Origin of the sequence: uncultured Coprobacter sp., assembly GCF_947855755.1 — a bacterium.
GTDB lineage: Bacteria > Bacteroidota > Bacteroidia > Bacteroidales > Coprobacteraceae > Coprobacter.
The window spans coordinates 15,454-40,822 of the sequence record NZ_CANUAR010000002.1 but is presented as its reverse complement, the minus strand read 5'-3'; the positions used below and the strand labels follow the sequence as shown (position 1 = coordinate 40,822).

Genomic DNA, 25,369 nt, shown 5'->3' with positions numbered 1-25,369 from the left:
AGGGAACAGGCCGAAAAGAGATTCAAAAAGCTTGAAGGTATGTTTTGATCGGAAAATTTACGACAGGTTCTAAGGGAAAATGAAAAGATCGATATAATAAATATTTTGTAAATCTGTAATTTTGGTTATATTCTCTGTAATTTGTTTACAGATTTTTTGAGCTATCATATTTAAATTTGTACAGTTGATTGATAATAAATTTATACATGAAGAAATTATTGTTATCGTTGTTATTCGTTTTTTCTGTTACGGCATTAGTGGCAGCACAAAACAAAAATGAGAAGTTTGTTGAGAAAAGTATGAATAGAGTGGATTTATGTAAAGAAAATTATACAAAGTTATTTGGAGGAGAGGCTTTGACTGGGAAAGGTACAGATCCGGAATTGATGGATATTTTGCAAAAGTTTATTTTCGGTGAAGTTTTTAAAACCGGTAGTCTTGATATAAAGACTCGAGAAATGATTACTTGTGTCGCTTTAACCGCAATGCAAACTTTACCTCAGTTGAAAACTCATTCTATGGCTGCATTAAATGTGGGTGTTACACCGATAGAATTACGTGAGGCTGTTTATCAATGTGCGCCGTTTATCGGTTTCCCGAGAACATTGAATGCAGTAGAAACGCTTAATGAAGTTTTTAAGGAGAAGGGGATTGCCTTGCCGTTAGAAACTCAGGGAACGGTCTCCGAATATGACCGTTACGAGAAAGGAAGCGGTATTCAGACTCCGTTATATGGAACGGAGATAAGAGATGCGTTAAACTCTCTTCCTCAAGGAATGGGGGAGGATGTTTCCCGTTTTTTGACGGAAGTATGTTTTGGCGATTTTTATACTCGTGGTGTTTTGGACATTAAAACTCGCGAATTATTATCTATTTGTATATTAGCGACATTGGGTGCAGGTAATCAGATTTATTCCCATGCGATCGGTAATTTGCGGGCAGGCAATAATAAAGAGACATTGTATGCGGCTATGATACAGTGCCTCCCTTATATCGGTTTCCCGAATGCTCTGAATGCCATTAATATCATAAAAACGGTAGATGTTCCGGAATGAAAAAAATCCATCTTGCAAATTAAATAATTCTTTTGATATGTTACGAACAGTCAGAGTATCGGCAGCTATAATCTGTTTCTCGCTTATCTCACTATTGTTTCTTGATTTTACGGGAACATTGCACATTTGGTTCGGATGGCTTGCCAAAATACAGTTTTTACCTGCATTATTGGCATTAAATGTGGGGATAATATTATCTCTTGTACTCTTAACATTATTATTCGGGCGTATTTATTGTTCCGTAATTTGTCCTTTAGGTGTATTTCAGGATATAATTGCATGGTTCGGAAAACGAAAGAAAAAGTTACCATATACCTATTCACCTGCACGCACAGGATTGAGGTACGGGATATTGGCGGTATTTATTATCGCTGTTTTGGCAGGTGTCGGGTCGTTTGTCGCTCTAGTGGCACCTTATAGTTCTTATGGACGGATAGTATCTAATTTATTTACGCCGTTGTATCAGTTGGGAAATAATTTGCTTGCTTATTTAGCAGAACGGGCAGATAGTTATGCCTTTTATGAAGTAGATGTGTGGGTAAAGAGTTTTTCCACTTTTATCATCGCTTTAATTACATTCGGCGTATTAGTCGTGTTGGCATGGCGGAATGGGAGGACTTATTGCAATACAATTTGTCCGGTAGGAACATTTTTGGGGATTATTGCTAAATATTCCTTTTTTAAACCGGTAATTGATGTTTCTAAATGTAATAGCTGCGGGCTGTGTGCACGGCATTGTAAGGCAGCGTGCATTGATTCTAAAAAACATAAAATAGATTATAGCCGTTGCATCGTATGTTTGGACTGTTTAGATAAATGTCGGCATGGAGCGATAAAATATATTCGGCGTTCTGTCGAAACGGATAAGGTGAAAAGTCCGGTTGTAACTCAAGATCAGATCGATAGTGCTCGTCGCAATTTCCTTTCGGTATCGGCTCTTTTTGCAGCTACGACGGTTATAAAAGCGCAGGAAAAAAAAGTTGACGGAGGTTTGGCAGTAATAGAAGACAAAAAAATTCCGGATCGTACGACAGCATTGACTCCTCCGGGTTCGTTGAGTGTTCGTAATTTTGCAAAACATTGTACGGCATGTCAGTTATGTGTTTCGGTATGTCCTAATCAAGTTTTACGGCCTTCGGGTAACCTGATGACATTGATGCAACCGGAGATGTCGTATGAACGGGGATATTGTCGTCCTGAATGTACGAAATGTTCTGAAGTTTGTCCGGCGGGAGCAATACGTCCTATTTCTGTTTCTGATAAATCTTCTATCCAAATCGGACACGCTGTGTGGATAAAAGAAAATTGTGTAGTTCTGACCGATGGTGTTGATTGTGGAAATTGTGCTCGTCATTGTCCGACAGGAGCTATACAAATGGTCGCTTCCGATTCTGAAAATTATGATTCTCCTAAAATTCCGGTTGTGAATGTCGAGCGTTGTATCGGATGTGGTGCTTGTGAGAATTTATGTCCTGCTCGTCCGTTTAGTGCTATTTATGTCGAAGGACATGAAATACATAAAACCGTTTAAAAAGATGGTTATGAAAAAAAATAATAAATCTGGTATAGATCGCCGGAAATTTTTTAAAGTTTTTGGAACTGGGGCTGCGGTGTCGGCAGCCGCATTTTACGGATGTAAAAATAATGCGGAAAGTTCTGTTGCTGGAGGAGAGGGTGAAATACCTACAGATAAAATGACTTATCGGACTTCTCCGACAACGGGAGATAAAGTTTCTCTTTTAGGCTATGGCTGTATGCGATTGCCGACAATATCCCAGCGCGGTGCAGGGGACAATAGTGACGACATTGATCAGGATATGGTCAATAGACTGACCGATTACGCAATAGAACATGGCGTGAACTATTTTGATACATCTCCGGCTTATTGTAAAGGTCGTTCAGAGCATGCCATGGGTATTGCTCTTAGCCGTCATCCTCGTGATCGTTACTTCATTGCGACTAAGTTGTCTAATTTTTCATCCGAGACGTGGAGTCGTGAAGCATCTATGGCAATGTATCGTGATTCGTTGAAAGAATTGCAAGTAGATTATATAGACTATATGTTGCTTCATGGAGTCGGGATGGGAAATGGTATGGACGAGTTTGAAAAACGTTATATCGATAATGGTATATTGGACTTCTTGGTAGCGGAACGTGAAGCTGGGAGAATCCGCAATCTCGGATTTTCATATCATGGCGATATTAAGGTTTTTGATTATTTGCTTTCGATACATGACACGATGAAGTGGGATTTTGTACAAATTCAGCTTAATTATCTTGATTGGAAGTATGCTAAAGAGATCAATCTTCGAAATACGAATGCGGAATATTTGTATAATGAACTGCAAAAAAGAAATATTCCGGCAATTATTATGGAGCCTTTATTAGGAGGACGTCTTTCGAATGTTCATGACCATATCGTCTCGCGTCTGAAACAGAGACGGCCTGAAGATTCTGTCGCTTCTTGGGCATTTCGCTTTGCCGGATCTTTTTCGGGTGTATTGACCGTATTAAGTGGAATGACTTACATGGAACATCTGCAAGATAATCTTCGGACGTATTCGCCATTGAAACCTTTAACCGATGAAGAGTTCGATTTTTTAGAACAGACGGCCGCACTTATGATGCAATATCCGACAGTGCCTTGTAATGATTGTAAATATTGTATGCCCTGTCCCTATGGTATCGATATACCGGGAGTATTGTTACATTATAATAAATGTGTAAACGAGGGAAATATTCCTGAAAATATAGGAACGGAAAATTATAGAAAAGCCCGTCGTGCGTTTCTTGTGGGATATGATCGCAGTGTACCGAAATTGAGGCAGGCAAATCATTGTATAGGATGTAACCAATGTTCGCATCATTGCCCTCAGGGTATTGATATTCCGCAGGAGTTGCATCGAATAGACAGTTTTGTGGAAAAGCTAAAACAAAATGTTGTATGATGACCTCTCTTGTAAATTTGTTACATAAGGAGAATTATTCTTGTGTTATATTCGGCCTCAATGAAACACGGACTTTTAGTCGAAGAGGTGTTATGGATTTATATGATTTGTTACTTAATAATCGAGCCTTCTTAAAAGGAGCGTTGGTTGCAGATAAAGTTGTCGGGAAAGCTGCGGCTTCGTTGATGATACTTGGAGAAGTCGGAGAGTTACATGCAGATGTTATCAGTACACCGGCACTGTCTCTATTGAAGGATGCGTCCGTAAAGGTAAGTTTCGGTTGTCAAGTCCCCTATATTAAAAATCGTACTCAAGACGGTTGGTGTCCTTTGGAATCAGCTTGTTTTGAAACTGTTTCTGCAATATCGTCTTTTAGGATTATACAGGATTTTATACAGAAGCGAAATGCAAAATAATGAAAAATTATTCTTATAAATCTGATTAAATTGAGTTTGGAATGAACAAAACTCATGTTTTCAAGGTAATTATAACTGAATTAAAGTATTTAAAAATATGAAGGAAACAACTCTTAATCTTTATGCTCTCGATTATCGAGATATGAGAACATATATGGCGGCGATGTTATTTATATTGGGAAATATGGTATTACCCCAATTATGTCATCTTATACCTCAAGGAGGTATTACTTGGTTGCCGATCTACTTTTTTACTCTTATAGGAGCGTATAAATATGGTTGGAAAGTAGGTCTGTTGACAGGTGTGTTATCTCCGATATTGAATTCTCTGTTTTTCGGTATGCCTTTTCCTGAAGTATTACCCGGTATTCTTTTTAAATCCGTTGTACTGGCTGTAGCGGCAGGTTATGCTGCAGATCGCTTTAAACGTGTATCTATACCTATATTATTAGCTGTTGTTTTAACTTATCAGTTTCTTGGAACATTGGGAGAATGGGCGATTTCTGATGATCTTTATCTTGCGATACAGGATTTTCGTATCGGATTACCGGGAATGTGTTTTCAGGTCATAGGAGGATATTTATTTATTAAATATCTGATATATAAATAATCGATAAGAAAAATTTAGAATCTGTTTGAATTTTTATTCGAGATACGATGAGAATTATATAGTTAAAATTTTAGATAGATTTTTATGTAGATGAGAACATTTTTCTTTTATCAAGGGAAATGTTCTTTTTATTTGTGTTGAATGGTTGACTATTTATAAATCAGCATAATATATTTTTTTAAACGTTTTTAAGAATTACCACTTGGAAATTAAAGAGCCTACATACCGTAGACTCTTTAAAATTGATTCATTATCGGTCTTCATTTAATTTATATCCGGATATTTAATTCTGTCGGTATTCAAGAACTTCGGCAAGTCTTTCCAGTCCATCGATAAGAAGTTTTCTGGGACAGGCAATATTTAAACGGATAAATCCTTCTCCACCGGAACCGTATAATGTTCCGGAATTAACCATTAGTTTCTGTTTGTTTTGTAAATATGAAGTTATATTGTCTGATCCGATTCCGGCAGCTCGGCAATCGATCCAGACCAGATATGTTCCTTCAAGTGGAAGTACAGGATATTGCGGCAAATGTTGTTTAAAGAAGTGACGGATATATGTGTAATTTTTCCAAAGATATTTTCGTAAGGCATCGAGCCATTCTTCACTTTTCTCATAGGCCGCTATTGTGGCGATGACACCGAATGGGTTGACATCGCACACTTCGTTGTCGTTGATTGCTCGGTCTATCCGTTTGCGGATGTTACTGTCGGCTGCCACGATATTCGCAATCTGCAAACCGGCGAGATTAAAAGCCTTGCTGGGTGAGATGCAGGTTGCGGAATGCGATCGGAATTCTTCGGAAAGAGATGCGAAAGGTGTATAATTGTGACCTTCATATGTCAGCTCACAATGTATTTCATCTGCGATTATAAATACTCCGTTTCGTAGACAAATATCTCCGATACGCCGTAATTCTTCCGGTGTCCAAACTCGTCCGACCGGATTGTGCGGATTGCACAACAACAGAAGTTTTACTTCAGGATCGGCAGCTTTGAGTTCGAGATCATCGAAATCAATTGTGTAGCATCCCTCTTGATAAATAAGCTTGTTAGCTATCATCTTACATCCGTTATTACGGATTGATGAATAAAAACAGTTGTAGACGGGTGTTTGGACGATTATTTTGTCACCGGGCATGGTCATAGCCTTGATTATAGCCGAAATTGCCGGAACTACTCCGCTTGTATAAATAATCCATTGGGGATCTATTTCCCATTTATGGCGGTTTATAAACCATTTGACTACTGCATCATAATAGTGTTGCGGTACTTTGGTATACCCGAAGATTCCGTGTTCTACTCTTTGTTGTAAAGTATCGATAATTGCCGGAGCTGTACGGAAATCCATATCGGCTACCCACATCGGCAGTACATTCTCTTCTTCAAGAGTATCCCATTTATAGGAGTTTGTCCCGCGACGGGGGATTATTTCATCAAAATTGTATTTCATAATTTATGTTTTTATTCGTACTTTATAAATCCATTTTCCTTGCCATAATCTGAAAAGAAATATTACGCCACGGAAACAAAGTTCGATACACATAGCAAGCCACACACCCCGTAATCCCATTGTCGGGGCGAGTAAAGCCGCCAGTGTTAGTCTGATACCCCAAATGCTTCCGAAATTCATCAAACTGGGAATAAAAGTATTACCCACTCCGACAAATACACCATAGCTCACGATAGAAGCTGCAAACATGGGTTCGGCAAAAGCTTCTATCCTTAAGATATCGACTCCCAATGTCCTGATTTCTTCTGTCGGAGTCATCACGCCGATAATTTGCGGAGCTGCTATATACATCAATGTACCCATGATTCCCATAATCGCCATTCCCGACCATACGGTTATATTTGCGAAACGCCGAAGTAATTTTAATCGGTTTGCGCCAAGACTTTGTCCGACTAATGTTGTAGCAGCCTCTGAAATGCCGTATCCGGGCATATAGCAGAGACTCTCGGCAATGATAGCAAACGAGTTGGCGGCAATGGCTACGATACCGAGCGGTGCTACGATAACTGTTGTCATGATCTGAGCGCCACAAATAGCTATATGTTCAAATCCCATTGGCAAAGATATGCGGACAGCATTTCGTAATGTATCTTGTCGAATTGAGAAACGTCCTCGTTCTCCGGATAATTTCAGTATAGGCGAACGGCGGCAGAGATACCACATCATTCCTCCGGCAGTTATCAACTCGGCAAGTACTGTTCCCAATGCAGCACCTTTCACACCTAAGCCGGCACCATAAATATCGATATTTAGATTCATGATTTCTATTTGCCTTTTCGGGAAAATCAAAAAAAAGTTGAATACTACGTCGAGCAAACACATCAGTATATTTAATATGCTGGGTATATGCATATTTCCACTGCACCGTAACATCCCGCTGGCAAGAAAATTCATTTGCAATACCGGTAAAAAGAGCGAAAAAATCAGGAAATAGATGGATGAATCGTGTCTGATTATCTCATCTCCGCCTAACCATCCGGGAAGAGCGTCACTGATGAAAACTCCGATAGCAGCTAATGAAGAGCCGAATAGCAATGTTGCGGTAATGGATTGGCGTAGAACCTTTCTTGCTCCGGTAAAATCACCAGCTCCTATAAGATGTGCCACTTGCACGGAAAAACCTGTTGCCGCTGCTGCACATAGTCCCCAAAACAACCATGTCGTTGTCGATACCAGTCCGATAGAAGCTGAAGCATTTGCTCCTAAACTTCCGACCATCGATGCATCTACGTATTGCATGGCAATAGAAGATAATTGTGCCATAATAGCCGGAACGCTAAGATATGCAGTTAATTCTAACTGCTGTTTCAGCGTCATTTTCTTACCTTCCCGAATGAGAGATAAAAGGTAGTCGGTTTTATTTTCCCTTGTTCTCATCGACAAACAGAGAGATTATTAATCAGAAAAGCAAGTCCTTTCGTCCCAAAGGTTCAATTTACAATCAGCCGGAGACTTAATATTTTTGTCAAGAATGATTTTACCATAATTGTCGGCGATTATACTGCCGGTACGGGGATTCTTTATGCTGTGTATCGGACTCTTGATCGTGGCATTTACATTGCTGTACTCAAAAGCAAGGTCGCAATCATCGGCCATGACACAGTTTTCCAATATTAGGTTTTCGGCATAGCATAAAGGTTGAGTACCAGAAATTTTGCAATTTACCAGACGAAGATTGCGTGAATGCCAACCCAAATATTCACCGTTTAATTCAGAATCGTAAACTGTTACATTTTCCGTTTCCCACAAAGCATCTTTCGTAGTAATTTTTGCATTGTGCAGTTCTAAATTTTTCACGTATTGGAATATATATTTGCTGTCACTTTCCAGTCCGTCAATATAAATATCGTTACAAAACATAAATGGGTAAGTTCCTCCATGTAGTTTCAGATTCTTTATATTCAGGCGGTTGCATCTCCAAAATACTTCATCGGCATCTGTCATCTCTACATTATTTATCTCGATGTCGTGCATCTCACGAAACATTTTAGGTGCATCGATCCGAGTATTGGTCATTTTTAAATGGTCGGAATACCACAAGGCAGAACGTCCTCCAACATCGAAAAAACATCGGTCGATGGTAAAGCCGTGAACATGCCAAAAGGGATAATTCCCTTCAAATTTGCAATTTATGGCTTCTATATTACTGCATTCTTTAATAGCCGATTCTCCGGCATGAATAATCACATTTTCTAAACGAAGGTCATGCGACTCGAATAAGGGGCGTTCACCTCCGAATTCCGTATTTGATATAATTTTCATTGTTTATCGTAATTCAGAATTATTTATTTTCGATTGATTTAATGAACCGTGCAGGAACACCACCGACAATTGTATTGGCCTCTACATTTTTTGTCACGACCGCTCCAGCTCCGATAATGGCATTATCTCCGATACTGACATCTTGAAGGATAGTTGCATTAGAACCTACCCATACATTCTTGCCGAGTGTAATAGGTGCGGGATAAGTAGTTTTACGGTCTTCTGGAGCTAATCCGTGATTGAGCGTGGCAAATACGACGTTATGCCCGATTTGACAACCGTCACCGATTGTTATTCCTCCGTGATCTTGGAAATGACAACAAGCATTGATGAATACATTTTCGCCCACAGAGATGTTTTTCCCGAAATCCGTGTAGAATGGAGGGAAAACACGGAGTGATTGCGGAACAGAATAACCGAATAGTTCGGAAAGTAACTCTCTGACTTTGTCGGGAGTATGGTATGTTGTATTCAGTCGGAATGAAACACGTCTCGCTTCATTGCTCATATCATCCATGAAATGATGAATTTCTTCTGTGTTAAAAGCCTTGCGCGCTTTTACGTACTCTTTGAAGGTTTCGATAGTCATATCAATTATCATTTTAATATTGTTCTATTTTTACTGGTATATCTCCGTCGATGCTTAAAGCCTCGATGCCATTACCGTTTATGTGGCCTATTTTTATCAGATCATTACTGTGTGACCAACTTTTGCAGAAAATGGCGACGTTTCCCCATGGTACATAAATGGTAATATCTCCGGGTGTAGGGGTACAACCGCGAGTAACACCTTCGGTTGTCAAAGCCGGAGAAGGGTAAAAAATTTTTTCAGTTATATTGTTATAGTCTTTTAACGTTATTTCCAGTGGCAGGCGGGAAAGAAAATCTCGAGCAGCAGCATTATTTTCCATTGTAGCGGTAATGGTACGGTCGCCGATCTTGATGTTTATATTTAGAGAAGAATTCTCGGGTGCATCCGATTCCTCCCGATCAGCACCTATTCTGTCGAGCCATTCTGTAATACGGCTTTCCATCTGCGGAAGAGTTGAAGAGGTCAGCAATAATGACTGTTCGATAAAGATGGACTCGGAACAGATCGATTGCGCTTCGCTGACTGAGGTAGCGATACCGCTGCTGCCGCTTGTGGCGAATAAAGCCATCTGTTTCCCGGAAAGTTTTGAGGCATGTTTATGCAAGAAACTCTGCATCGGTGTTGCCATACTGCTGTACCAGATCGGATAGCCTATGAATATAATGTCGTAGTTGTCAAAATTATCGATGGAAGTTTTAACCTCAGGATAATTACCTTGACGGATTTCTTCTAATTCTTTTTGTGCCCGACCGAGCATGGAATTATAATCGTTGTCGTAGGGTATTTGAGGCTCAACCTCTAAAATATCACAATTGAGTATTGTTCGAATCGTTTGTGCTACTCGCTCGGTATTATTTGTGCGAGAACAGTAAAGTATTAAATAACGTTTGTCTCCACCGGAAGTGGGAGTATCGGATTTGTCGTTATTCTCATTTTTGCTTTCCGTTTGTTTCGGAATAAACGGGTCTTCGGATTTTCCGCAAGCTGTTATCGACAGAACAATAAGCAGCAGAAATAGAATTAATAGATTCCTTTTCATTGTTTTATTTTTGTAATTAATATTCGGCTTTTATGATTATTTCGATCAGAATTTTTAGAAGTTATTTATCCGTTCGCTATTGTATAGCAAAAATAGAGAGTCTTAAAAAGATCTTTTGTAGATAAATTCTCGGTTTATTTAACCAAATTACGGATTATGATCTTCGATATAATAATAACTCCTGTAACTTTTAAATTACAGGAGTTATATATAAACATGTTGTTTGAAGATAACCTTTCTTATGTTTAGGCAGGCTCTTATAGATTATTCTGATTGGTCGAGTTTTTCGTATTCTTCATCTGAGACGGGCTCAAGCCATTCATTAGAAGTGTCTGTGCCGGGAACTTCAAATGCGAGATGGGCAAACCAGCTGTCAGATGCAGCACCGTGCCAGTGTTTGACATTTGCAGGAATATGAATGATTGTTCCGGGAAGAATTTCTACTGCCGGTTTTCCTGCTTCTTGATACCAGCCGCGTCCGGCTACTCCGATGAGCATTTGTCCACCACCGTTTGTTGCACGATGAATATGCCAGTTATTACGGCAACGAGGTTCGAATGTAACGTTGGATATATTTACCTGTTCACGTGAAATAGGAGCGAGATAGCTGTTCCCTATAAAATATTGAGCGTATGCAGTGTTCGGTTCTCCGATAGGGAAAATCATTTCACGTTGGAACATGGCTTTTGCGTCGTTACCGACAGAATCCTTTGCCCATACCTCTTTTGCGAGGTTGAAGGCAGCCCAAGCTTTTGGCCAGCCTGCATAAAAACCGATATGAGTGATAATTTCGGCAATTTCAGTTCGTGTAATTCCATTTTTCTTTGCTGATTGAAGATGAAAAATCAGAGAATTATCCGTAATTCCTTGACTGATAAGGGAAGTGATCGTAACCAGACTCCGGTCACGTAGTCCGAGTTTGTCGGTACGACTCCACACTTCACCGAAAAGGACATCGTCATTAAGCTCTGCAAATTTAGGAGCAAATTCTCCCAATTGGTCACGTCCGGCCGTTTGTTTGATTTTTTCTTGTGCCATAATAAAAGGGATATTTATAACTAATGCAATAAACGTGTATAAAATTTTATTTCTCATAATAATTCTTATTTAATTATTTACTGTTATAAGTTCAGAAAAAATTAGTATAATATTTTTGCAAGAGTGCGAGAAGAGCTTAGTAGCTGTTTCGGTTATATATGAAACATCGTTTGCTCCTTTTTTCAAAAAAAATTTGTGATCCATAGCTTTGTATTTTTTGTTAAGATTTCTAATTACAAAATTATTATGATAAGACAAATGGAGTTGTATATGATTTACGGATAATTGTACCCGAATCCCTGGTTCTGAAACGAAATATATTTATTTTAGGAGCGATAGAATCTTTTTATTTGAAAATTAGTTATAAAGATTTTGCAAATATGGGGGAAGATAGAGATGTTGTTCGAAATTAAGAACAGATCAATATAACAGATCTTTTAAATATATTATCCAAATAAATTTCGAATCGACTATGGGGCGCAAAAGCTCGTCTTTTTGTGACCTTTTTATGTCTTAGGTCATGGATTTATATAAAGAAAAAATATGTATTTTTAAAACATAAAACCTATATTTGCAACGATGAGAGTGATTTATTTATCCGAATGCGAGCAAATTATTTATGTACAGTCTTCAAAAATTACTACAACTACTTAATTTAATTAAGAACCCTGTACATAGAGAAAAGCTCCATTTGTCCCCTAAGTATAATTAAGCCTTTCTTTTTAGAAAAGCGGCATATTTTATTTATAGGGGGCGGGCTGACTTCTTTGGGGTTTAAGGTCGTAGCAAGCCTTGGAGACGACAGATGTTCGGCTTCCGCCCCTTTTTTATGAATACCGAGCAAATATTAAATAACCTACCTCTCTAAAATTGTCCGGTATAACCCTAAATTTATGGTAACGAAAGAAGATTCGATACCATACTTCCTAAGTGGAAAGATTACAAAACGTAGTAGGGGAAAACTGTAAAAATAAATAAAATCGTACCGGGAAAAATGAAAACGTTAAACTAAAAAAATAGAGTGTATGAATATTAATGATTTTATGGAAACCAAGATTCCCGAAATAAAAAATATTATTTCGAATCTAAGAGATGAATTCAGTTCACATCAATTTATTCAAAAATTTTCCAAACAATTTGAACCAGAATATATTGATATGCTCATGGAATATAGAGGTTTTGGAGCTTTTAGAGCAGTTCATTCTCAAATTGCAACCTATCTTAGTAAGAATATGGACAAACTTGATATTGAGAAAATTGAACCTAAAAAGGAAAGCATAAATATTTTTGGTGATACTGATATAATCCAGTGGTGGAAGAAGTAGAAACAAAACAGGGGACGAACGAGGTTGACACCCTTCTGTCTATGTGCTGCTTTTCTTTGGTGAGTGTCGTTAGTTAGCCGATGAAAGCACTGTTAGTCTGTTGTTTTCAGTCCTTTAAATAGCTTTGTTATAGGTAATCTTATCACTTTAAAGTGACAGACTGTGGTAACAAATTTCAAACTGCTTTTCGACATCAAGAAAACAGAAGTAAAAGCCGATAGTATTTACTCGATTATGGGACGTATCTCCATCGGAAAAACGATGGTGCAATTCAGTACCAAACAGATCGTTACTAATACAATACATGGGCAAACCGTATGTTTGGGAAAAGTACAATAGCAGTAGCCGTTAATCCGGGCATTGGATAAATTGAGCATTTCGATTAACTCACACTATCGGAAATTAATCCAACTGAATGGCTCGGCAACAGCTAACGAGGTAAAGAACGCCATTATTTCTTTGTTGGAGCTACCCAAACAGATTATTGAGAAATACAAGGGTATTGCCAAAGATGGCAAACTGCTCCCGATGCTTAGTTGTGGTAGATTGAACGAGAACCTACAAGTAATCTATGCGACTGGAATCTTCCTGTCATAAGGTGTTCCAATTGAGCGTGTTATACGAATGTTGAGACATCGTGATTTAGCTATTTTCTGCTACCTACTAAAAAAATAAATCCCTGATAATGTTTGATTATCAGGGATTTGCTTGATTTTTTCTCTGTTTTCCGTGATCCGCCTGGGGCTCGAACCCAGGACCCCAACATTAAAAGTGTTGTGCTCTACCAGCTGAGCTAGCGAATCATCACTTGCATTTGCTTTTTCAAATGCGTTGCAAAGGTACGCTTTATTTTCGTTTCTGCAAATTCTATATATACTTTTTTGAATTTTTGTTTTTAACTGTCTAATTTACAATAATGATAGAACTACTCTAAATTCTTCATTGGGAAAATATATGTTCAAATTTTTAGACCGACTCTTGATTCTTGCTAATATTTTTTTTCTTCTTAAATCATGTTTTGATAATCTGTTATAAAATATTCCATTTTAATTTATGTTTCATATAAATTGTTGCTATAATATTTTAAAATATAATCGTTCGTTTCCCTTACAAATATTTTTTATATTGATTTTTTACTTCTGTTATTTCATAAAGAAATAAAATAATACATTTGTGAAACATTTTGCTAATATTATTGCTTATATTAAAACAAAATGATTTTTATAATGGAAAAAGTGGATCAAATTAATATTGAAAGAGGTCTGTATGATGCTTCTTATGAGCATGATGCTTGCGGTGTCGGGATGTTGGTAAATATTCATGGTGGCAAATCTCATGATTTGGTCGATTCGGCTCTTAAGGTTTTAGAGAATATGAGACATAGAGGAGCTGAAGGTGCTGATAATAAAACAGGGGATGGTGCAGGAATTTTGCTTCAGATTCCTCATGAGTTTATTTTATTACAAGGAATTCCAGTTCCGGAAAAAGGGAAATACGGTACGGGGTTGATATTTCTTCCTAAAGATATAAAATTGCAAGACATGATATTGAGTATCATGATTGATGAGATAGAGCGGGAGGGATTGACATTGATGCATTTGAGAAAAGTTCCGGTAGATTCGTCTATATTAGGCCGTGAGGCTTTAGCAACAGAACCTGATGTGCGTCAAGTGTTTATTACCGGATGTAATGATCAGCAAGAGTTGGAGAAAAAGTTATATCTCATTCGTAAGCGGATTGAAAAGAAAATACGTTTGTCGGACGATCCGATACAAAAGGATTTTTATATCGTGTCGCTTTCTTCCCGAAGTATTATTTATAAAGGTATGCTTTCCTCTTTACAGTTAAGGCATTATTATACCGATCTTACTAATCACTATTTCACGAGTGGCTTGGCATTGGTACATTCTCGCTTCAGTACCAATACTTTTCCGACATGGAGTTTGGCACAACCGTTCAGATTATTGGCTCATAATGGTGAGATCAATACAATACGGGGAAACCGGGCTTGGATGGATGCTCGGGAGAGTGTTTTGGAATCTCCCGTGTTGGATAATATAGGAGACATTCGTCCTATCATACAGCCGGGTATGAGTGACAGTGCTTCATTGGACAATGTGTTGGAATTTTTAGTGATGTCGGGATTGAGCCTTCCGCATGCAATGGCTATTCTTGTACCGGAAAGTTTCAATGAAAAAAATCCTATATCCGAAGATCTTAAGGCTTTTTATGAGTACCATAGCATTCTTATGGAACCGTGGGATGGTCCGGCTGCACTTTTATTCTCGGACGGACGTTATGCCGGTGGAATGCTCGATCGGAATGGGCTGCGTCCGGCTCGTTATCTTATTACTAAAAATGATATGATGGTGGTAGCTTCGGAGGTCGGCGTTATGGATTTTGAGGCGAACGAGATAAAAGAAAAGGGGCGGTTACAGCCCGGTAAAATATTATTGGTCGATACCGAAGAGGGGAAAATATATTATGATGGAGAGTTAAAAAAACAATTGGCAGAGGCGTTTCCTTATCGAACATGGTTGGCGGCTAACCGGGTTGAACTTGATGAGTTGAAGTCCGGACGTAAAGTTGAACATCGTGTGACCGACTATGATCGTATGTTACGAGCATTTGGTTATACGCGAGAGGATATAGAGCGTGTTATCATACCGATGAGTGTGAATGGTGCAGAACCTGTATCTTCGATGGGAAATGATACTCCTTTGGCAATATTGTCTTCCCGTCCGCAGTTATTATATAATTATTTCCGTCAACAATTTGCACAAGTGACTAATCCTCCGATCGATCCTATAAGGGAAGAGCTGGTTATGAGCCTGACAGAATATATCGGAGCTGTCGGTAACAATATTCTTGTTCCGAGCGAGTCGCACTGTAAAATGGTAAAGCTTAATTATCCCATATTGAGCAATACTCAGTTGGATATCCTGTGTAATATTCGTTACAAAGGGTTCAATACGATAAAGTTGCCTATGCTCTATGAGGTAGCTAAAGGAAAGGACGGTATGCGTGATGCCCTTGATCATTTGTGCAAGAATGCCGAACAAGCAGTCGATGACGGGGTAAATTATATTGTATTGAGTGACAAAAATGTTGATAGAGTACATGCGCCTATACCTTCATTATTGGCTCTTTCGGCGGTACATCATCATTTGATTTCTGTACAGAAGCGTGTTCAGACGGCATTGATTGTCGAGACCGGAGAAATGAGAGAAGTTATGCATGCGGCTTTATTGTTGGGATATGGAGCGAGTGCCATTAACCCTTATATGGCTTTTGCCGTGTTGGATGAATTGGTTCGAAAACAAGAGATACAGTTAAATTATGAAACGGCAGAAAAGAATTATGTAAAAGCTATATGTAAAGGTCTTTTCAAAGTGATGAGCAAGATGGGTATTTCTACGATCCGAAGTTACCGGGGAGCTAAAATATTCGAAGCGGTAGGTTTATCTGCCGAGTTGAGCAAGAGCTATTTCGGTTCTACAGCTACGCCGATAGGAGGCATTCGTTTAGATGAGATAGCTTCTGACGTGGCGGCGTTTCATCGGGATGCTTTCGGAGGAGAAGTAGAAACTTTCCTGCCGAATCGAGGGATTTATTCATATCGCAAAGATGGAGAAAAGCATGCATGGAATCCGGAAACGATATCTACTTTGCAATTAGCTACACGTTTAGGTAGTTATAAGAAGTTTAAGGAATATACACATAGTGTTGATGAAAAGGAAGATCCCGTATTTTTACGCGATTTTCTGACGTTCAAAAAAAATCCTATTCCTATCGAAGATGTAGAACCCGCTTCGCATATTATGAGGCGTTTCGTTACAGGTGCAATGAGTTTCGGGTCTATCAGTAAAGAAGCTCATGAGACGATAGCTTTGGCAATGAATAAGATTGGCGGACGTAGTAATACGGGAGAAGGAGGAGAAGACCCCGTTCGTTTCGTTCCTTTGGAAAACGGACTTTCCATGCGTTCGGCAATAAAGCAGGTCGCTTCCGGACGTTTCGGTGTTACGACAGAATATTTGGTGAATGCCGATGAAATACAAATAAAAGTGGCACAAGGGGCTAAGCCCGGAGAAGGCGGACAATTGCCCGGTTATAAAGTGAACGAAGTCATTGCAAGGACGCGTCATTCCATTCCCGGTATTTCCCTTATTTCTCCGCCACCGCACCATGATATTTATTCGATTGAGGATTTGGCTCAGCTTATATTCGACCTGAAAAACGTAAATCCCAAAGCTGAGATAAGCGTTAAGTTAGTTTCAGAGAGTGGTGTCGGAACAATTGCTGCCGGAGTTGCTAAAGCCAAAGCCGATCGAATTATTATTTCAGGTGCTGAAGGAGGAACGGGAGCTAGTCCTGCCAGTTCTATCAGATATGCCGGTATGCCTCCTGAGATCGGGTTAAGCGAGACTCAGCAAACGCTTGTATTGAACGGACTTCGCGGACAGGTGAGGTTACAAACCGACGGACAATTGAAAACCGGAAGGGATATTGTCTTAATGGCTCTTCTCGGGGCGGAAGAATTTGGCTTTGCAACTTCAGCTTTGATTGTTCTCGGGTGTGTTATGATGCGCAAGTGTCACATGAATACATGTCCGGTAGGAGTAGCTACACAAGATGAAGAGTTACGCAAACGTTTTCACGGGCGTCATGAATATTTGGTGAATTTCTTTACGTTCCTTGCAGAAGAAGTTCGGGAATATCTTGCAGAAATGGGATTTACAAGTTTAGATGAAATTATCGGACGTGCCGATTTGTTGGAAAGAAAAGATATACGTAGTAACCCAAAATATGACCTGCTCGATTTTTCACGATTGACTTATTTCCCGGAACAAGCTGCAATGACGGCAATCCGGCAGATAAAAAGTCAAGATCATCATATCGATCATGTAAAGGATAGGGAGATAATTCAACAAGCCGCAGCGGCAATCGAATCTCGGAAAGAAATATCTTTAGACTATACGATTGCCAATACCGATCGTTCTGTAGGAGCTATGTTGTCGGGACATATTGTTTCTTTATATGGAGGAGAAGGTTTACCGGAACATACGTTGAACGTAAAATTTAAAGGTTCTGCAGGACAAAGTTTCGGTGCTTTTTTGGTAAATGGAGTTCATTTCAAGCTCGAGGGTGAAGCGAATGACTATCTTGGGAAAGGGTTGAGCGGAGGCCGCATCAGCCTGATGCCTCCGATACGTTCTACATTTGTCGCTGAAGAGAATACAATTGCTGGAAATACCTTACTTTACGGAGCTACATCGGGAGAGGTGTTTATAAATGGACGTGTCGGAGAACGTTTCGCGGTTCGTAATTCTGGCGCGATAGCGGTTGTTGAAGGGGTAGGCGATCACTGTTGTGAGTATATGACCGGAGGAAGAGTCGTTGTTTTGGGTACTACCGGACGAAATTTTGCTGCCGGAATGAGTGGCGGAGTCGCTTATGTTTGGAATAGAAATAATGATTTCGATTATTTCTGTAATATGGAGATGGTAGAGCTCTCTTTGATCGAAGAAAGTTGTTATCGGAAAGAACTACACGAACTGATCCGCATGCATTATTATTATACGGGGAGTAAATTGGCTAAAGTCATGCTTGACGAGTGGGATAAATATGTAGATCAATTTATTCAGGTAGTTCCTATTGAATATAAGAAAGTCTTACAGGAAGAGCAGATGCGTAAGTTGCAGCAGAAGATCGCTGACATGCAAAGAGATTATTGATACTCTTTCGGTGTTTTAATTTTTAGTTGTTTATTAGATAAATTGTTAAAAAATCGATATAATGGGAAATCCGAAAGCATTTCTTACTATACACCGGCAAGAAGCCGGATATCGTCCGGTACATGATCGTATCGAAGATTTTAGTGAAGTGGAACAAACATTAAATAGCGCTGATCGGAAAAATCAGGCATCTCGTTGCATGGATTGCGGTGTGCCGTTTTGCCATTGGGCTTGCCCTGTCGGGAATAAACAACCCGAATGGCAGGACTTGCTTTATAGGGGAAAATGGCGGGAGGCCTATATGATATTGGCGGAAACTTGTGATTTTCCGGAATTTACAGGACGCATCTGTCCCGCATTATGTGAAAAAAGCTGTGTGTTGAAATTAAGTGCAGACGAGCCTGTCACGATCCGGGAAAACGAGGCTTCTATTATGGAAGCTGCTTTTAGGGAGGGATATGTAAAACCTGCCTCTCCGAGACGTAACGGGAAAAAAGTAGCTGTGGTAGGTTCGGGTCCTGCAGGACTTACCGTTGCGAATCGGTTGAATCATAAAGGGTATGAAGTTACCGTATATGAAAAACATGAGTTACCGGGAGGTCTACTTCGTTTCGGTATTCCGAACTTTAAATTGAGTAAGGTCGTAATAGATCGCCGTATTCGCCTGATGAGGGAAGAAGGAATCGATTTTGTCTTGAATACGGAAATAGGGAAAGACATTCCGGCGAAAGATTTGATCGAAAAGTACGATGCCGTGTGTATCGCAATCGGTGCGGAAGTCCCGAGAGATTTACCGATTGAGGGACGAGATCTGAAAGGTATATATTTTGCACTGGAATTACTTGGGCAGCAGAATCGGGTATTAGAAGGTATTATCCCGCAATCCAAAGACTTGATTTCAGCTAAAGGGAAAAAAGTATTGGTCATAGGAGGAGGAGATACCGGTTCGGATTGTGTCGGCACATGCAATCGTCATGGAGCTGCGAAGATAACGCAAATAGAAATTATGCCGAAACCTCCGGTACATGATAATCCGGCAACACCTTGGCCTATGTATCCTATGGTGCTGAAAACAAGTAGTTCGCATGAAGAAGGATGTGAACGGCGTTGGCTATTGAATGCCATCAGATTTATCGGTGAAAAGAACAAGCTAAAAGCCGTAGAGGTAGAAGAAGTGTCTTGGACACGGGATGAAAATGGTCGTATGCAGATGCTTCCGACAGGCAAAAAAGAGGTCATTGATGCCGATTTGGTATTTTTGGCGATGGGTTTTGTACACCCTGCGTTGGAGGGAATTGTTTCTGAATTAGGACTTGCTGTGGATGCTCGGAAAAATATTGCTGTCGATTCTTTGCAGAAAAGCAGTGTAGATAAGGTTTTTGCTTGCGGTGATGCGACTACCGGAGCAAGTTTGGTAGTAAAGGCGATGGCTGCTGGAAAGAAGACAGCTGAAGCCATAGATCGGTATTTAGGATAATCAAATAACAATAAATAATTATGTGTGGAATAGTAGCAGTATTAGATATAGCTTCCGGAGATGTAACTGAATTACGTTCTCAGGTTTTGAAAATGTCCGACAAATTACGACATCGTGGTCCGGATTGGTCTGGCATTTATACCGGAAAGAAAGCGATTCTTGCACATGAGAGGCTTTCGATCGTAGACCCTCAGTCAGGAGGACAACCGCTTAAAAGTAAAGACGGAAAAGTCATTTTGACGGTGAATGGTGAAATTTACAATCATTTGGCGATTCGTGAACAGTTAAAAGGTGAGTATGAATTTCAGACGGGTTCCGATTGTGAGGTGATACTTGCTTTGTATCGGAAGAAAGGAATTCATTTTCTTGAGGATCTGAACGGGATATTTGCTTTTGTGTTATATGATGAGGAAAAAGATGAATATTTGGTTGCCCGTGATCCGATAGGGGTTATTCCTCTCTATATAGGTACGGATAATGCTGGACATATTATGGTAGCTTCAGAATTGAAAGCATTGGAAGGATATGCTGCTCATTATGAACCTTTTTTGCCGGGACATTATTATTACAGTAAAGAAAAAAAACAGGTGCGTTGGTATGTTCGGGACTGGATGGAGTATGATGCTGTAAAAAATAATCCGGCCGATATTCCTGATTTAAAGACGGCTTTAGAAGCTGCTGTACAACGGCAGTTGATGAGTGATGTTCCTTATGGAGTTTTATTGTCCGGAGGATTAGATTCTTCTATCATTTCGGCTATTGCGAAAAAATATGCGGCAAAACGGATAGAGAATGATAGTAAGACGGATGCATGGTGGCCACAACTGCACTCTTTCGCTGTAGGTTTGAAAGGAGCTCCGGATCTGAAGGCCGCTAAAAAAGTCGCGGACTATATCGGGACGGTTCACCATGAAATCAATTATACGGTGCAAGAAGGATTAGATGCTATACGGAATGTTATTTATTATATCGAAACTTATGATGTGACTACGGTAAGAGCTTCGACACCGATGTATCTTTTAGCTCGAGTTATCAAGTCAATGGGGATTAAGATGGTGTTGTCCGGAGAAGGTGCGGACGAAGTATTCGGGGGGTATCTCTATTTCCATAAAGCACCGGATGCAAAAGCGTTTCACGAAGAAACTGTACGAAAAATCGGTAAATTGTATTTATATGATTGTTTGCGCGCTAATAAATCCTTATCGGCTTGGGGAGTTGAGGGGCGTGTGCCTTTCCTGGATAAAGAGTTTCTTGATGTTGCCATGAGATTAAATCCCGAAGCTAAAATGTCACCCGGAAAAGTTATTGAAAAGAAAATCTTGCGGGAAGCCTTTTCCGATATGTTGCCGGATGAGGTTGTGTGGAGGCAGAAAGAGCAATTCTCGGATGGTGTCGGATATAGTTGGATCGATTCGTTGAAACAGTTGACGTCAGATTTAGTTTCGGATGAAGAAATGGCTCGTGCAGCCGAAAGATTTCCTGAACAAACACCGATGAATAAAGAAGAATATTATTATCGTTCGGTATTTGAAGAGCTGTTTCCGAGTAGGAGTGCTGCGTTAACAGTTCCGTCCGTTCCATCTGTTGCTTGTAGTACGGCTGAAGCATTGGCCTGGGACGAGGCATTTAGAAATTTGAACGAACCTTCCGGTCGTGCAGTAAAAGGAGTTCACGCCGATAGTTATTGATCCTTTTCAATATTTATGGTTGATGTGTTGAGAGACTATCTTAAAACGAGATAGTCTCTCTTGTGTTTACTTTTGTAATTAGAATTATCGATTATGAGATCGTACCGAATTTATAGTTATTAGAAGAGAACACTACTTATTGCTATTTTGTAATAATGCGTTTTACTTTTACTTCAAAAAATTACTATTTCATTATTACAGTTTTCAGATCATTGTTAAATAGATCGTATTCGTTTTTTGTTATCTTTCTTTTTGTTGATAAAACTATTAAAGAATGTCCTTCAAATTCTTTTCTGTATGCCGGGTGAATATGATGGTAGTCGTTAGAGTAGAATCCGCATTTTTGATAAAATCTTAATCGTGCAGCAGAAATCTTGTCTGTAATGGGATCGATTTCCAGTATGATGATTTTGGAATGTCCCCCAATAAACTTGTTCAAAAGGTTGCTGCCTATTCCGTTCCCTCTTAATGATTGGTTCACGGCAAAATGTTCGATGTATATGTAAGCAGGAAATTCCCAGTAAGAAATGAAGCCGATAAATTTGTTTTCTTCGGCGTAAGCAATTAGATGGTACTGAGGATGTAAAAAAGCGATCTTTTGTTGTTCTTCAGTTCTCTGTTCGAAAATTGGGAAACTGGTTGAATATAAGCTTTTAAATTCAGAATAGGATATATGCGATTGATTATTTATGATGATACTATTCATTAGGAAACAAAAGACAATTACGATTATTTCAAGTTGAACATATATGACAATGCGACGGAAATAGTCTGATTAGATGATGCTGAGAAATAATCGACTTTACGATTTTTGAAAAAGTCTCCTAACCCGAAATAGTATCGCCCTTCGAGTATGAAACTGTTTTTCTTGGCTTTGATCTCGATCCCGGCTCCTCCGCAAATACCATAATCAAATTTATGTGCAATGGGCATGTTGTATTGTGTAGATTCCCATGTTTGAGAAAATTGAGGAAGTTCTTTCAAATTGAAACTGCTTATTTCTTTATCCGATATAAGGAAGCCCACTTGCGGTCCTAAGTTTACAAATCCGCGAAAAACTCTGTTCCCAAAAAAGATATGAGTCATGAATGGCAGTTCTATATAATTTAATTTTCGGCTATAACTATAATCTCCTTCATCGCTGAAATTTTCTTTCCACCCATGCTGTGTAAAATTTAGTTCGACAATAAAACCGAAGTATTTTTCTTCGATATATCGTGCAGATATTCCTCCCATATAGCCCATTTCATAATTTTGCCGCACACTCGGACGAAGAGTTACTCGAGAAAAAGTAGTCCCGAATTTTCCGCCGACAGCAAATTCTCGTTTATAATTTCTTTGTGCCGAAATCGTGGCGATACAAAAAAGCAAAATAAAACTGCTTATAATGATCTTTTTCATGCTTTTATCTTATTACCCGTTTTTCGATGATGTATGAAGGCTTAAAATAGACGAAATAAAAACTCTTGTTTATAAATCCGCTCCAGTTATTGATCCTTTGGAATTTAAAGTCGGTTTGTATACTTGACGATTCTATTTGATTAAGGTGGTTTTCAAAATTTTTCCCGTATTGTTTTAATGCATTCAGAAAATACATACCTGTATCAAACCCTAATAGTCCGTATTTGGGATTGGCATTGATCATGTCTTTATTATACCAGAAATAAAAATTTTTTTGGAATTCTTTCCAATCATAGTCTGTCGGATTTGTGTAAAATCGAGTAAATATAACCGTATTTAGTTTATGAAAATTATTCAGATACTCTTTTGTATATGTTTGCCATTCGGGATATCCGAACAGTGTAATAGAAAGGTCGGTGCGATCATCTTTTAATTTGGTTAAAGGCGCAATGATTTTTCCGACAGAATTTTTTGTAGAAGAATTGCTGATCACCAGAATGTCCGAATTTTCCGGTAAGGAGCTGTTCAGCATTGTAAGTTCAGGATCTGAAGCGATATGAAAATCTTTGAATTGAATATTTTTATGTCGCAATTCCGCTTTTACAGAGTTGATGAAATCTTTCTTTTCATCCGCATTGTTATCATCAAGTAAAAATATGACTTGCTTGTTTCCAAATTGGCGTACCAATTCGGTTGCAGCTTCAGCATATAGATAAGAGTGCGGTATATTAGTTTGCAGAACATGAGTATTGTGATTTGCTTCGTCGTTTTTCAAAGAAAATGCATTTACCATGTTAATATTGTTCCTAAGTGCAAATTCTGCCGTTTTCTGTATCAGGTTATTATCGGCAGGCCCGATAATCAGATCCATCGATTTCATTTCGGGTTTTGATAAAATATTGTCGAGAGTAGAACTTTTCCCCTCTGTGTCATAAGCATATACATTAATGGATGTCCCCTGCTTTTTCAGGCTGTCCACAGCCAAAAGAAATCCCTGATAATATTCAAGATAAAGGGCAGATCTGGCATCTTCTTTTTGAGAAAGCATAAAGGGAAGTAAGACGGCAACGTTGACTTTCCCGTCTTTTTCTATTGAATAAAGGTCATTGTATATTTGATTAATATCTTCGTGAGTCGAGGCTTGAGAAATATCGGTCGGAGATTCTTTTACCGGAATATTTATCGTATCGTTTTTTTTGATCTCTCCGATTCCCGGATTACAAGCTCTGATATCGTCTATTGTAATGTCAAATTGTTGGGCGATACTATATAAGGTCTCTTTTTTCTTTACTGTGTATAAAAAAGTTTTAGGAATATTGTTTTTTTGAACCCTTTCGTTATTTTGTTCAGGAATAATTCGTATTACTTTCCCGATTGCGAAGTTCGAAGGCGATAGACCGGGATTTTGTTTTAATACGGATTCTACAGAAATGCCATATTTTCGGGAAACGGAAAATAATGTCTCTTTAGGAGCAATCGTGTGAAAAATATATTGGTTTCGAGTATTATTGGGCATTGAAGAATCGGACGATGTATTCGAGTTAGTTTGAGGAATCTTTAATTTTGTTCCTATTCGTATTCCCTTTTCCGATCCCGGGTTTAAAGCTACTATGGAGTCTGTACTGATATGGTACATACGAGATATCGCATATAGTGTTTCTCCTGCAGATACGGTATGAACGAAATAAGACGGTTCTGCTTCCGGAATTACCGTTTTTACTCCTTTAATCGGAATCAATAATTCTTGTCCGCTTTTTAAACCGTATTTAGCCGACGGATTAAATTGTATGATTTCCTCTTTAGAGACATCGAATTTTTTGCAAATAGAATAAAACCCTTCTGCACGATTTACTTTATATAAGTAGAACCCTTTACCGTCTATCGATTTTTGCGGGAAGTTATCGGCATATAATGATAAATATCCGATAAAAAAAATGAAAAGTAAGAAAGATATTTTTTTTAGAATCATGCGATCAGATTATTTGTTTTTATTGTTATCCGTATGTGATATATAGAAAACAAAGGTATAAAATTTTCCTTGTTGTGGCAATGCCTTAGAAAAACTTCATGATTATGAGAGTCTGTTTAAATTTTGTTCAGATATTTTTGAAGGTTATTTCGAGGATATTTTTTTGTCTTGATTCTATCTTGTGACATGTAAAAACCGTAAAATAAACTCGAAAAGGCAGAGAGACACTTTTACCGGAAAATTTAAACAGGTTCTAAAATCCTTTTTTGATTTTTTATTTATTTCTTTCTTTGAAATG

At 38.8% G+C, this 25,369-nt stretch carries 19 protein-coding genes and 1 tRNA gene; 10 read left to right on the top strand and 10 right to left on the bottom strand.

Annotated elements, in window-relative coordinates:
- The first annotated feature begins 206 nt into the window (after window positions 1-206).
- The 5 genes from Q0093_RS01895 (at window position 207) to Q0093_RS01875 (ending at window position 5,029) form a co-directional block, all read left to right on the top strand.
- Complete coding sequence (locus Q0093_RS01895) at window positions 207-1,055, top strand: carboxymuconolactone decarboxylase family protein (protein WP_297928255.1); 849 nt, start codon at window positions 207-209, stop codon at window positions 1,053-1,055.
- Between the two features lie 37 nt (window positions 1,056-1,092).
- On the top strand, window positions 1,093-2,586 hold the full coding sequence (locus Q0093_RS01890) for a 4Fe-4S binding protein (RefSeq protein WP_297928254.1): 1,494 nt from the start codon (window positions 1,093-1,095) through the stop codon (window positions 2,584-2,586).
- 10 nt (window positions 2,587-2,596) lie between these two features.
- On the top strand, window positions 2,597-4,003 hold the full coding sequence (locus Q0093_RS01885) for an aldo/keto reductase (RefSeq protein ID WP_297928253.1): 1,407 nt from the start codon (window positions 2,597-2,599) through the stop codon (window positions 4,001-4,003).
- Complete coding sequence (locus tag Q0093_RS01880; protein ID WP_297928252.1) at window positions 4,000-4,419, top strand: DUF1893 domain-containing protein; 420 nt, start codon at window positions 4,000-4,002, stop codon at window positions 4,417-4,419. The genes Q0093_RS01885 and Q0093_RS01880 overlap by 4 nt, the downstream gene beginning before the upstream one ends.
- Window positions 4,420-4,516: 97 nt before the next feature.
- A complete protein-coding gene (locus Q0093_RS01875; RefSeq protein ID WP_297928251.1) occupies window positions 4,517-5,029 on the top strand; it encodes an ECF transporter S component in 513 nt (170 codons plus the stop codon).
- Between the two features lie 283 nt (window positions 5,030-5,312).
- On the opposite strand, the gene Q0093_RS01870 is transcribed toward Q0093_RS01875, so the two are convergent.
- The 6 genes from Q0093_RS01870 to Q0093_RS01845 form a co-directional block, all read right to left on the bottom strand.
- Window positions 5,313-6,482, bottom strand: coding sequence for a MalY/PatB family protein (locus Q0093_RS01870; protein WP_297928250.1), 1,170 nt, complete (start codon window positions 6,480-6,482; stop codon window positions 5,313-5,315).
- A 3-nt stretch (window positions 6,483-6,485) separates the two neighbouring features.
- Window positions 6,486-7,919, bottom strand: coding sequence for an MATE family efflux transporter (locus Q0093_RS01865; protein ID WP_297928249.1), 1,434 nt, complete (start codon window positions 7,917-7,919; stop codon window positions 6,486-6,488).
- Between the two features lie 18 nt (window positions 7,920-7,937).
- Complete coding sequence (locus Q0093_RS01860) at window positions 7,938-8,804, bottom strand: DUF3737 family protein (RefSeq protein ID WP_294175966.1); 867 nt, start codon at window positions 8,802-8,804, stop codon at window positions 7,938-7,940.
- Window positions 8,805-8,823: 19 nt separating this feature from the next.
- The gene (locus Q0093_RS01855; RefSeq protein WP_294175965.1) at window positions 8,824-9,393 is read right to left on the bottom strand and encodes a sugar O-acetyltransferase; all 570 of its coding nucleotides are present in this window, start codon (window positions 9,391-9,393) and stop codon (window positions 8,824-8,826) included.
- A gap of 13 nt (window positions 9,394-9,406) precedes the next feature.
- The gene (locus Q0093_RS01850; protein ID WP_297928248.1) at window positions 9,407-10,435 is read right to left on the bottom strand and encodes a cyclophilin-like fold protein; all 1,029 of its coding nucleotides are present in this window, start codon (window positions 10,433-10,435) and stop codon (window positions 9,407-9,409) included.
- A 264-nt stretch (window positions 10,436-10,699) separates the two neighbouring features.
- Entirely contained in the window at window positions 10,700-11,530 is an 831-nt protein-coding gene (locus tag Q0093_RS01845) for a carboxymuconolactone decarboxylase family protein (RefSeq protein ID WP_294175961.1), read from the bottom strand.
- A gap of 968 nt (window positions 11,531-12,498) precedes the next feature.
- Between Q0093_RS01845 and Q0093_RS01840 the strand changes: the two genes are divergently transcribed.
- Together Q0093_RS01840 and Q0093_RS01835 are read left to right on the top strand one after the other, a co-directional pair.
- Window positions 12,499-12,798, top strand: a complete 300-nt coding sequence (locus Q0093_RS01840; protein WP_294175960.1) for a hypothetical protein — start codon at window positions 12,499-12,501, stop codon at window positions 12,796-12,798.
- A 162-nt stretch (window positions 12,799-12,960) separates the two neighbouring features.
- A complete protein-coding gene (locus tag Q0093_RS01835) occupies window positions 12,961-13,137 on the top strand; it encodes a hypothetical protein (protein WP_294175959.1) in 177 nt (58 codons plus the stop codon).
- Between the two features lie 391 nt (window positions 13,138-13,528).
- On the opposite strand, the gene Q0093_RS01830 is transcribed toward Q0093_RS01835, so the two are convergent.
- A tRNA-Lys gene (locus Q0093_RS01830) sits at window positions 13,529-13,601 on the bottom strand.
- Between the two features lie 423 nt (window positions 13,602-14,024).
- Between Q0093_RS01830 and gltB the strand changes: the two genes are divergently transcribed.
- The 3 genes from gltB to asnB all read left to right on the top strand — a co-directional run bounded on the left by gltB (window position 14,025) and on the right by asnB (window position 21,701).
- Window positions 14,025-18,536, top strand: a complete 4,512-nt coding sequence (gene gltB / locus Q0093_RS01825) for a glutamate synthase large subunit (protein WP_297928247.1) — start codon at window positions 14,025-14,027, stop codon at window positions 18,534-18,536.
- Between the two features lie 61 nt (window positions 18,537-18,597).
- Complete coding sequence (locus tag Q0093_RS01820; protein WP_294177303.1) at window positions 18,598-20,013, top strand: glutamate synthase subunit beta; 1,416 nt, start codon at window positions 18,598-18,600, stop codon at window positions 20,011-20,013.
- 20 nt (window positions 20,014-20,033) lie between these two features.
- The gene (gene asnB / locus Q0093_RS01815) at window positions 20,034-21,701 is read left to right on the top strand and encodes an asparagine synthase B (RefSeq protein WP_297928246.1); all 1,668 of its coding nucleotides are present in this window, start codon (window positions 20,034-20,036) and stop codon (window positions 21,699-21,701) included.
- Window positions 21,702-21,885: 184 nt separating this feature from the next.
- On the opposite strand, the gene Q0093_RS01810 is transcribed toward asnB, so the two are convergent.
- From Q0093_RS01810 to Q0093_RS01800, 3 genes are read right to left on the bottom strand one after another with little or no spacing between them, the layout of a single operon-like run.
- The gene (locus Q0093_RS01810) at window positions 21,886-22,407 is read right to left on the bottom strand and encodes a GNAT family N-acetyltransferase (protein WP_297928245.1); all 522 of its coding nucleotides are present in this window, start codon (window positions 22,405-22,407) and stop codon (window positions 21,886-21,888) included.
- A 23-nt stretch (window positions 22,408-22,430) separates the two neighbouring features.
- Window positions 22,431-23,102 (bottom strand): porin family protein, encoded by a 672-nt coding sequence (locus Q0093_RS01805; protein WP_294177307.1) that lies wholly within the window; start codon window positions 23,100-23,102, stop codon window positions 22,431-22,433.
- Window positions 23,103-23,106: 4 nt separating this feature from the next.
- Window positions 23,107-25,071: a LysM peptidoglycan-binding domain-containing protein gene (locus Q0093_RS01800; protein WP_297928244.1), complete on the bottom strand. Its 1,965-nt coding sequence runs from the start codon at window positions 25,069-25,071 to the stop codon at window positions 23,107-23,109.
- Window positions 25,072-25,369: the final 298 nt, after the last annotated feature.